Origin of the sequence: Longimicrobium sp. (assembly GCF_036399935.1) — a bacterium.
Classification (GTDB): domain Bacteria; phylum Gemmatimonadota; class Gemmatimonadetes; order Longimicrobiales; family Longimicrobiaceae; genus Longimicrobium.
On the sequence record NZ_DASWMD010000072.1, the window covers coordinates 18,114 to 27,518 of the forward strand.

At 67.3% G+C, this 9,405-nt stretch carries 12 protein-coding genes; 3 read left to right on the forward strand and 9 right to left on the reverse strand.

Going from position 1 to position 9,405, the window contains the following annotated elements; translation table 11 throughout:
- Positions 1–363: 363 nt before the first annotated feature.
- Genes VGB24_RS21595 through VGB24_RS21605 form a run of 3 tightly spaced genes read left to right on the forward strand, consistent with a single transcriptional unit; the run spans position 364 to position 2,780 of the window.
- Positions 364–2,187: a carbamoyltransferase gene (locus tag VGB24_RS21595; RefSeq protein WP_331074990.1), complete on the forward strand. Its 1,824-nt coding sequence runs from the start codon at positions 364–366 to the stop codon at positions 2,185–2,187.
- A 6-nt stretch (positions 2,188–2,193) separates the two neighbouring features.
- Positions 2,194–2,592: an SxtJ family membrane protein gene (locus VGB24_RS21600; RefSeq protein WP_331074991.1), complete on the forward strand. Its 399-nt coding sequence runs from the start codon at positions 2,194–2,196 to the stop codon at positions 2,590–2,592.
- 29 nt (positions 2,593–2,621) lie between these two features.
- On the forward strand, positions 2,622–2,780 hold the full coding sequence (locus tag VGB24_RS21605; protein ID WP_331074992.1) for a DUF5989 family protein: 159 nt from the start codon (positions 2,622–2,624) through the stop codon (positions 2,778–2,780).
- On the opposite strand, the gene VGB24_RS21610 is transcribed toward VGB24_RS21605, so the two are convergent.
- From VGB24_RS21610 to VGB24_RS21650, 9 genes are all read right to left on the reverse strand, one after another.
- Entirely contained in the window at positions 2,765–3,277 is a 513-nt protein-coding gene (locus tag VGB24_RS21610; RefSeq protein WP_331074993.1) for a hypothetical protein, read from the reverse strand. The genes VGB24_RS21605 and VGB24_RS21610 overlap by 16 nt on opposite strands.
- 67 nt (positions 3,278–3,344) lie before the next feature.
- Positions 3,345–3,914, reverse strand: a complete 570-nt coding sequence (locus VGB24_RS21615; RefSeq protein ID WP_331074994.1) for a DinB family protein — start codon at positions 3,912–3,914, stop codon at positions 3,345–3,347.
- A gap of 156 nt (positions 3,915–4,070) precedes the next feature.
- The gene (locus tag VGB24_RS21620; RefSeq protein ID WP_331074995.1) at positions 4,071–4,388 is read right to left on the reverse strand and encodes a hypothetical protein; all 318 of its coding nucleotides are present in this window, start codon (positions 4,386–4,388) and stop codon (positions 4,071–4,073) included.
- 106 nt (positions 4,389–4,494) lie between these two features.
- The gene (locus tag VGB24_RS21625) at positions 4,495–5,025 is read right to left on the reverse strand and encodes a hypothetical protein (RefSeq protein ID WP_331074996.1); all 531 of its coding nucleotides are present in this window, start codon (positions 5,023–5,025) and stop codon (positions 4,495–4,497) included.
- A gap of 29 nt (positions 5,026–5,054) precedes the next feature.
- Positions 5,055–5,345: a hypothetical protein gene (locus tag VGB24_RS21630; protein ID WP_331074997.1), complete on the reverse strand. Its 291-nt coding sequence runs from the start codon at positions 5,343–5,345 to the stop codon at positions 5,055–5,057.
- A 3-nt stretch (positions 5,346–5,348) separates the two neighbouring features.
- Positions 5,349–5,786 (reverse strand): hypothetical protein, encoded by a 438-nt coding sequence (locus VGB24_RS21635; protein ID WP_331074998.1) that lies wholly within the window; start codon positions 5,784–5,786, stop codon positions 5,349–5,351.
- Complete coding sequence (locus tag VGB24_RS21640) at positions 5,783–6,592, reverse strand: carbon-nitrogen hydrolase family protein (RefSeq protein ID WP_331074999.1); 810 nt, start codon at positions 6,590–6,592, stop codon at positions 5,783–5,785. Before VGB24_RS21640 ends, VGB24_RS21635 begins: the two co-directional genes overlap by 4 nt.
- A gap of 105 nt (positions 6,593–6,697) precedes the next feature.
- Positions 6,698–7,246, reverse strand: a complete 549-nt coding sequence (locus VGB24_RS21645; protein ID WP_331075000.1) for a hypothetical protein — start codon at positions 7,244–7,246, stop codon at positions 6,698–6,700.
- Positions 7,206–9,405: class I SAM-dependent DNA methyltransferase (locus VGB24_RS21650; protein ID WP_331075001.1), on the reverse strand; the 2,200-nt coding region annotated here is incomplete at its 5' end. The genes VGB24_RS21650 and VGB24_RS21645, both read right to left, overlap by 41 nt.

Genomic DNA, 9,405 nt, shown 5'->3' on the forward strand with positions numbered 1-9,405 from the left:
ACACCTCGCGACGGGCGAACCATGGGCGCGCCACACCCCTGCCCTTGCACCAAAGCAGGCCAGTCCGCGCAGGCGGACTTCGCGTAGTTGTTGCAGCAAATTCATTCGCCCGCGGTAACCGCGGTTGCTCCCCAAAGGCAGGTCGGAGCGCTTCGGAGAGGGCCGTGCGGGCCTCGGCTGCCCTCTCCCCCGGCCCCCTCTCCCGCAAGCGGGAGAGGGGGAGAACTGCACCACCATCCGGGCGCGCGCCACACCCCTGCCCTTTCACCAAAGCAGGCCAGTCTGCGAAGGCAGACTTCGTATGGTCGTTGCAGCGAATTCATTCGCCCGTGCGGCCCCTGCCCCTCCCCCACCGCCTCCCGAATGGCCGTTCACATCCTGGGCATCTCCGCGTTCTACCACGATTCCGCCGCCTGCCTGGTGCGGGACGGCGAGATCGTCGCGGCCGCGCAGGAAGAGCGGTTCACGCGCCGGAAGCACGATGCGGCCTTTCCCAGCGGCGCGGTGGAGTACTGCCTGAGAGAGGCGGGGATCACGGCGGCGCAGCTGGACCACGTGGCGTTCTACGACAAGCCCTGGCTCAAGTTCGAGCGGCTGCTGGAAACGTACCTGGCCTACGCGCCATCCGGGTTTTCGTCGTGGCTCAAGGCGATGCCGCTGTGGCTGAAGGAAAAACTGTGGATGGGCGACGTGGTGCAGGACGAGCTGGGCATCGACCGCGACCTGCTGTATCCCGAGCACCACCAGTCGCACGCGGCTTCCGCGTTCTTCCCGTCACCGTTCGAACGCGCGGCCGTCATCACCTTCGACGGCGTGGGCGAGTGGGCCACCGCCTCGTGGGGCGTGGGCGCCGGCAACCGCGTGGACCTGCGCTACGAGATGAAGTTTCCCCACAGCCTGGGGCTGCTGTACTCGGCCATGACGCACTACCTGGGCTTCCGGGTGAACTCCGGCGAGTACAAGGTGATGGGGCTGGCCCCGTACGGCGAGCCGAAGTACGCCCGGCTGATCATGGACGAGCTGATGGACGTTCGCGAGGACGGCTCGTTCCGGCTGAACATGAAGCACTTCAACTACACGCGCGGCCTTACGATGACGTCGGAGAGCTTTCACCAGCTCTTCGGCGGGCCGCCGCGCACGCCCGAGTCGCCGCTGACGCAGCGCGAGATGGACCTGGCGCGCTCCATCCAGGACGTCACCGAAGAGCTGATGCTGCGCACCGCGCGCCACGTTCGGCGGGAGACGGGGGAGCGCAACCTGTGCCTGGCCGGCGGCGTGGCGCTGAACTGCGTGGGGAACGGCCGCATCCTGCGCGAGGGGATCTTCGACGACATCTGGATCCAGCCGGCGGCGGGCGACGCGGGCGGGGCGCTGGGGGCCGCGCTCTTCGCCTGGCACCAGGTGCTGGGCCAGCCGCGGACGGTCCACGCGGGGCGCGACGCACAGCGGGGCTCGTTCCTGGGGCCCGCGTTCCAGGCGGACGAAATCGAGGCGTGGCTGCGCGAGAAGAGCGTCCCGTACCGCCGCTACACCGGGGACGAGGTGGCAGGGGTGGCGGCTGGATTGATCGCGGATGGAAGCGTCGTCGGCTGGTTCGCGGGGCGGATGGAGTTCGGGCCGCGGGCGCTGGGCGCGCGCAGCATTTTGGGCGATGCGCGCAGCACCCGCATGCAGTCGGTGATGAACCTGAAGATCAAGTACCGCGAGTCGTTCCGTCCCTTCGCCCCGTCGTGCCTGCGCGAGGACGCCGCCGAGTTGTTCGAGCTGGACCGCGAGTCGCCGTACATGATGCTCGTGGCTCCCGTGCGCGAGAAGTACCGGACGGCGGCGACGGACGAAGAGGATGGGCTGTTCGGGATCGACAAGCTCAACGTGCCCCGCAGCGTGGTGCCGGCGGTCACGCACGTAGACTACTCGGCGCGCATCCAGACGGTGGACCCGCGCGACCATCCGCGCTACCATCGCCTGATCGAGGAGGTGAAGAAGCGCACGGGCTACGGCGTGGTGATCAACACCTCGTTCAACGTGCGCGGCGAGCCCATCGTCTGCACGCCCGAGGATGCGTACCGCTGCTTCATGCGCACCGGGATGGACGCGCTGGTGATGGAAGACATGGTGCTGCTGAAGTCCGAGCAGCCGCCGCTGGCCGATGACGCAGACTGGCGCGCACAGCTAGAGCTGGATTGAGGGGCGATGAAGAACCGGGAAAAGACGACCGCCGACCTGCGCAGGTTCGGCCTGGTGATGGCGGCACCGCTGGCGCTGATCGGCGGATTCCTGCTCTGGCGCGGACGCCCGGCGGCGCCGTGGATGCTGGGGACCGGCGCGGCGTTCCTGCTGCTGGGGCTGGTGGCGCCGGGGGTGCTGCGGCCGGTGGAGCGGGGGTGGATGGCGTTCGCGATGAAGATCTCCATCGTGAGCACCTTCGTTTTGCTGGCGCTGAGCTACTTTCTCATCGTTACGCCGATCGCCATCGTGCTGCGGGTGCTGGGCAAGGACCGCCTGTCGCTGAAGCCCGATCCGTCGCGCGCCTCGTACTGGGAGCCGGTGGAGGCCGGCGGCCCCGCCACCCGGCCCGACAAGCCGTACTGACCCCGCCTCACACCCGGAAGGGAGTCTCCATGGCGTCGCAGTCCAGGCTGAGGTTGCTCTTCGGCTTCGTCCGCGCCCGCAAGCGGTGGGTGCTGATGCCCATCATCATCTTCATGCTGCTCCTGGGCATGCTGATGGTGCTTACGCAGGGTTCCGCGCTGGCGCCGTTCATCTACACGCTGTTCTGACCGAAGCCGGTGGTCGGCTCCGCGTTGGGCGCGTACTGGTGAAGGATGCGCGCGACGGCCTCGCGCTGGTCCGCGGGCACGGGCACCACCCCCGAAGCGCGGAACCACCACTTCCAGTACAGGCGCAGGTGCAGCGTTCCGCGATCCTTGCCCACCCACTCATAATACTCCACCTCGCGCCACGGCCACGCGTTCTCGATCCCGGCGATCCCCCGCTCCCGCAGCTCGAAGCGGCGAAGCGCAACGACAACGAAGAAAGCACCCAGGCAGGCGGGCACGAGCGCGATCGTCGGCACGCGCGGCCTGAACGTGATCACTGCCACGAGCAGTTGCACGGACCCCGTGATCAGGAACACCCACTGCGTGTGTACCCGCGGCATTCGAACGAGCACCGAACCCAGCTTTCGGCGCCGGTGTTCGGTGACCAGGATGGTGGCCACCATCAGGACGGCGCCCAGCCACATCATGGCGTCGAGGAAGCGATCGGCCGGAAGCATCAGCAGAAACCAGCCGCAGAGGCGACCGTCAGCATGGACAGCAGCGGCGCGGCATTCGGCTTATGTCTCATCGGGCAACCTCCCCGGCCAGGCGCCGCTGGGCCGCGGCGACGTGGTGCTGGTTGTGGTAGAGGGTAAAGAACAGCATCTCGCGCGTCGTCAGGTGGCCCAGCAGCGGGTGCGGCATGCGGATTCCATCCAGCTGCGGCTCGGTCCAGCGTTCCAGCGCGCCGCGCAGGCGAACGTTGGCCCGTTCCCAGCGCGCCAGGATCTCGGCCCTGCGCCGGCCGGCGTCGTCGGCCGACACGACCTCCGGCGGGGGCACGAACGCGCCCGACGCCTTGCCGCCGGCAGCGAGCGCCGCGCGGTACGCGTCCCGGACCTGCGCGTACGAGCGCGACGTCGTGCGCGCCCGGCCGAAGCGCAGGCGCAGCAGCAGCTTGGGCGCCGCGAGCCCCCGCGCCACGGCGTTCACGGAGGTGACGAGGTGCTTCAGGTGCTCGGCGGGGGTCCAGGCATCCCCCGTCCGCTGGTTGAACTCGGCGCCAAGCGAACCGAAGTACGACGCGACCTCGGCCTGCACGTGGCCGAGCGCCTCCAGGATCTCGGTACGGGTGCGTGGATCGTCTACGGGCACGGGCGGTTCTCGCGGGAAGGTGGCGGGAGCAGAACGTGCTTGTCGCGCGGGATGTGACGGGGCGGGACCGCGCACCGGCGATCGGCCCGAATGGACGAACCCCGGCACGGACGCTGGGCGCTCCGGGCCGGGGTTTTGGACGTCGGGGCCCCAGCGTCAGGCCAGGCCGGGCGTTCGTTCCGCGGGAGGCGCCTGTGCCGGCGGATCGGTCGGCGCCTCCACGACGGTGCGGACGGATGCCGCGGACCCGGCAGCCACGTCGTAGCGGTCCCACCGCTTGCGGGCCGGGCGCCGGACCCAGCGCACCGTCATGTCGATGGCGATCAGCGGAAGGGCCAGCACCGCCGCGAACAGCAGCAGCACCCAGGAATTGTCGATGCGCTCCACCGCGAAGAACACGATGAACTCGGCGGCCACCACGGCCAGCCACAGGCCCGCCAGGAAAGTGCGGGTGCGGGTCCAGAATTGGGCCATGGAACCTCCGGGCGCTCGGGGACGTGCCGCGGGGCAGGCGAACACGGGTGGGACGGGAAACGGAAGATGTTGAACCCTAACGCAATAGGTGGCATAGGCGCAATGCTCAGGGCGTGATGGAGGGGACGCCGCGGGCCGCCTCCGCCCGCGCGGCTTCCAGCTTTTCCACCCACTCCCCGCTGCCCTCCACCTGCAGCGTCTCCACCGTTCCGTCGCCCAGTTCAAGGCGCAGGTCGGTCGCGAAGATGCCGGCGTAGCGGGTGGCGCGCACCTCGGCCAGCTGCGCCAGCGGAATCGACAGGTCTTCCTTCCCGCCCACCCGGTACAGCACCAGCCTGCGGTCGGTCAGGAACAGCCACCCGAAGTACCCCGCCTGGTACCGGTCTGCCGGGCCGTCGTGCAGCACCTGCTCGCCCTCGGCCAGGGCCGGGCTCCAGCTGCCCCGCAGGTGCCGGCGGTTGAGCGCGCTCACCGCCGCCGGGGTGAGCAGCGTCAGCACGAGCACCGCCCCCAGTACCGCGAGGGTGCGCCCGTCCACCACGCCGTTGGTGGCCAGGACGATCGCCACCGCGTACAGGGCAAAGAGCGGCAGGGAGATCCCCAGGTGGCGCCGGATGGACCAGAGGAGTGATGGCATGGCGAGGAGGGGAAAACGGGGGATGAGGATCAGAGGGCCGCGGCCAGGAGCGCCAGGAACGCCGCCGTCGCGGCCCAGCACGCGGCGGTGATGCCCGCGCAGCGCAGCATGCGCCCACGCGGCGGAATGCGGGTGTCGCGGGAGACGCGGTAGCAGCTGGTGGCGCCCGCCACCCCGACCACGATGGGCACCAGTCCCCCTACGGTCAACACGGGGATGATGGCGCACGCCAGCACGAAGCCCCACCCCCACCGCGGCAGCTCGGGGGGTGCCTCGCTGACCGCCTCCCTGGAGCGGCCTGCCCGGCGGAATGCGGGCATCGTTCAGCTTCCGGGAAAGACGACGTCCACGCGAACGCGCGCCGGGTTGTCGTCTTCGTCGCGCAACTGGATGATCGCGCCTTCGCTGAGGGCACTGTCGGCGGACGCACCCGCTCCGCGGGTGGCGCTCACCCGCAGGCACACCGGCTTGGGTCCGCCCATGGAGATGAAGCGGCCATCGTACGCACCCGCGGCATTGGTCTGGGCGGGGTACGCGTCCTGGTCCGCGGGTTCGCCGAAGCCCTCACCGCACTGCTCGCGGTAGAACGTTGCGCGCATCACCGCTCCCTGCACCGGCGTGCCGGCGGCGGTGCGCACCACGCCATGGATGTCGACGTGGCTGCGGCTGGGCGGGCACCCGCACAGGCCCGTCGGGGTGCACGAAAGCACCAAGGCGATCGCCAAGGCGGGCGCCAGGCGCAGCAGGATCGGCTGTTTCATCGCTCAGCCGGTGTAGATTCCTGGTAGCGCGCCGGGGCGAACCGGCTGGCGATCAGGCCGGTCGCTTCTTCCGGGTCGATGGACTGCACCAGCACGCCCTCCTGGCCGTACGGCAGGTACGCCTGGCACTCGCCCGCAGGGTCGATGAGGGCCGTGGCGGATTCCGGGAAGCGCAGCGCGTAGTTGACGCTGGCGAAGTAGATGGTGTTTTCGATGGACCGCATCACCATCGCCTTTTCGTAGTACGGCCGGCCGGCCCCGCCCCATTCCTTCAGGCGGATGCCTTCCTGGTTGCTTCCCGAGTGCTGGGGATGGAAGACGATCCGGGCGCCGCGCGCCGCCGCCCACCGCACCGTCTCGGGATAGCGCCAGCCCTCGTGGCAGATCGCCACGCCGAACCGGGTGCCGTTGACCTCGAAGATCCGCCGCGTGTCGCCGGGCACGTAGAAGGGGTCTTCGCTGGGGGCCAGCTGGTTCTTGGTCTGGTACCCCAGCTCCCGTCCATCCGCATCGAACACCACGGCGACGATCTGCCGCCCCGCATCCGTCAGCCGCTCCATGCCCATGATGGTGGCGATGCCGTGCGTCCGCGCCAGCTCCGCCACGGCGCGCGTGGCCCGCTCCTGGTCCGCCCGATCGAACGGGGGGACGTCGATGTCCACCCCGCGCAGCCCCGGCAGGTAGGCCTCCGGAAAGCAGACGATCTCCGCCCCCTGCGCCGACGCCTCGGCCATGAGCCGCCCTGCGTTCTCCAACCCGTCATCGAGCGACGTGGCGACCCGGGGCGATGCCAGGGCAACGATCATGGATGGTTCCGGTGGGGCGGGTCAGAATCGATTGGGCAGTTCCCAAGTAGATCGAATCTCCGCGCCCGACGCAAGCGCCCTGCGAGGGTCCACGCGTGACCTGAGTCACAGCGGTTCAGTGACAGCCTGGTAGCGACCATCCGCAAGCGTACGTACCTCGCCCACCATCGCGAGCGTGTCCAGGTAGCGGGCAACCAGGGTTGCGGGTGCGCCGGCGAAGGCCACGCGCACCTCGGTCGGCGTGGCGGGCGCGGTGGACACGTACGCCTTGATCGCGCCCAACTGGCCGATCGCATCCGACGGCCAGGGCTTCGCATCGACCACTTTGACCACTTCCTCCGCCGCGGGTTCATCGGGCAGATCCAGCGCCGGCTCTTCCGGCGCAGGCACGCCGCCGCCGAAGCGCGGAACCTGGTACTCCGGCCGCAACCACCGCACGAAGCCGCGCTTTTCCTCTTCCACGCGCTCGTCGTGCAGGGCCACCAGGCGCTCCAGCACCTCTTCGCGCTCCATGGGCCAGGGCCAGCCGTACGCCTGCGCCACCAGCCGGTCCAACTCGTCGTGCAGGTCGCGCAGCACGCCACACGCGGCGATCTCGTGAACGGCGCGCTCCTTATCGGTGAGCTTTTCGTTGGCGCACAGCTTTTCGACCACGGTTGTACATCCCCGTCATCGTCACGCGCTCGTCGCGGGCGATGGCGTCCTTGCGGTGCTGGTCCAGCCGCTCTGCCACCCGCCCGATCTCCTCCCGCAGCTCCTGCGGCGGATCGGGGAACGGGAAAGGGTCGAAGCACTTGCTCTTGTTATATCGCGGATCATTCCCGATCCCAAGGCGTCCACCCGCCGCGAGTGACCAAATCACGTGGTGCGAAGATGATAGATAGCCCAAGAGAGTGGGACTATCTGATCCGATACAGACCAGTGTCTGGTCAGGCGCGATTTCACTGCTCAAAAAGGTGAAGAAGCGGTGCTTTGACGTAAAGACCGTTACGATCATTCGCATCAGCCCCGCCGTCATTCCTCTCAGTTTCGGATTCGGCTGGCCAAGTAGCCACCATTTATCGCGCCGGGACTGCATTGCGTTAGCATCGCGCTCCGGCTTCACCCGGGTGCGAATCAGGTCATACAGCACCGGATACTGCAGTGCATCATCTTCATTGCGCAGGGCGAAATCCACGATGGAGACTTCTCTAGGACGGCTGGTGAGATCCTTCCCGTTCCGATATGGACGGACAATCTCCCGATGCCGGGAATCAAGTTGGATGAGGCGTTCAGCATCCTCTTTAGTGAGAACTAGACCTGCCCCATGCAATTTGAACCCAGGGGTGCAAATACCCGTATTTGCCCGCAATTGAATCGCAGCGACTCCCGCCACGTCAGCGTCTATAGACAAATCGTGGTTAAGCTGCCCGGAAACAAATTCATCCAGTTGACCCGTACGTTTGTTGATCCGGAGCAGTGTTGCTTGTGCAGGACGGAGAGCAATGACCGACATTGCAACTCGCACGTCGGCTGCTCCGGCATCATCTACCCATGGGTGGTCAGGAATTGCCCAGACAATCTGTGCGCCAAGTGAAGCAGCACTCTCAATTACTGCGCGATTCTGCTCTTGCGCCAGTGTATTGGTCGTGATCAATCCAGCTCTCGTCGAACGTTCGACCGCGACCTCAACGGCCGCTCTAAACCACCAGTACATCACGAAGTCAGCACTGTCAGGAAGGTCTGGATAGGCAGATCTAAGAGCGTCCACATAACCGTGTCCGAAACTCTCCCGTTGTTTCCTTTGGCCTAGATACGGCGGATTGCCGATAATGAAATCCGCCTGTGGCCACCGAGCTGGACGCGCATTTGTGTATAGATTGTACACCAGCCGCGCCTCTGGATCGGGCACCAACTTTCCCGTGACGGGGTGTACGATGCGCGGCGTGGGATCGGGGCGCGACCGGGCGGGAGCTTCAACGATCTCGTCCCAGTCGAGCACGGCATCACGCAACTCCAGCGTGCCGGTGTCCTTGAGCACCGGCTCGGGCGGGTTGACGCCCTTGTGGTGCTCCATCCAGAACTGATGGTAGCCGATCCACAGCGTAAGTTCAGCGATTTCTCGAGCCCACAGCTTGATTTCTATGCCGTAGAACTGCCACGGCCCCACTTCCTCAATCCCCAGCTCCGGGTTGCCGGTGATCTCTTCTATGGCCCGCAGCACCTCCAACTCCAGGCGCTTGACCATGTGCAGCGTGACGTACAAAAAGTTGCCGCTGCCGCATGCGGGATCCAGGAAGCGCAGCCCGCGCATCCACGCGTGAAAGTCGCGAAGCTCACCGAGTGCGGTGTCGCGGTCCTTCTTCTTGCGCGAGCCCGCCAGTTCCGCCGCATGCGCTTGTACGGGCGCCCACCGCTCGCGCAGCGGCACGTCCACAGTCTGCCGGACCACGCGCTCCACGTACTCGCGCGGCGTGTACTCCGCACCGAGTCGATGGCGTTCCTTCGGATTGAGCGCCCGTGTGAGGAGAGTGCCGAAGATCGTCGGCTCGACGTATTGCCAGTTGGCCTGAGCGGCTTGATACAGCACCGCGACATCGGCGCGGGTGAGCGGCAGGACTTCGGCGTCGCGGAAGAAGTGGCCGTTGAAGCGCAGCAGCTTCCAATGCCCAAAGCGCTGCCCCTGGTCCATGGCGACCCACAACGCATGGATCGCCTCTGCAAGGTCGGTGAAGTCATCCGGGACTACGCCGGACGCATCCTCCTCACCCCCGGGGATATCATGCTGGGAACGTTTGGCAAATGGGGGGGGGGGGGGGGGGGGGGTATAAAAA

Excerpts from the sequence above, each read along its gene's own strand:
- VGB24_RS21595 (WP_331074990.1), top strand. The coding sequence starts at position 364 with ATGGCCGTTCACATCCTGGGCATCTCCGCGTTCTACCACGATTCCGCC.
- VGB24_RS21620 (WP_331074995.1), bottom strand. The coding sequence starts at position 4,388 with ATGGCCCAATTCTGGACCCGCACCCGCACTTTCCTGGCGGGCCTGTGG.
- VGB24_RS21605 (WP_331074992.1), top strand. The coding sequence starts at position 2,622 with ATGGCGTCGCAGTCCAGGCTGAGGTTGCTCTTCGGCTTCGTCCGCGCC.
- VGB24_RS21600 (WP_331074991.1), top strand. The coding sequence starts at position 2,194 with ATGAAGAACCGGGAAAAGACGACCGCCGACCTGCGCAGGTTCGGCCTG.
- VGB24_RS21635 (WP_331074998.1), bottom strand. The coding sequence starts at position 5,786 with ATGAAACAGCCGATCCTGCTGCGCCTGGCGCCCGCCTTGGCGATCGCC.
- VGB24_RS21610 (WP_331074993.1), bottom strand. The coding sequence starts at position 3,277 with ATGCTTCCGGCCGATCGCTTCCTCGACGCCATGATGTGGCTGGGCGCC.
- VGB24_RS21630 (WP_331074997.1), bottom strand. The coding sequence starts at position 5,345 with ATGCCCGCATTCCGCCGGGCAGGCCGCTCCAGGGAGGCGGTCAGCGAG.
- VGB24_RS21625 (WP_331074996.1), bottom strand. The coding sequence starts at position 5,025 with ATGCCATCACTCCTCTGGTCCATCCGGCGCCACCTGGGGATCTCCCTG.
- VGB24_RS21640 (WP_331074999.1), bottom strand. The coding sequence starts at position 6,592 with ATGATCGTTGCCCTGGCATCGCCCCGGGTCGCCACGTCGCTCGATGAC.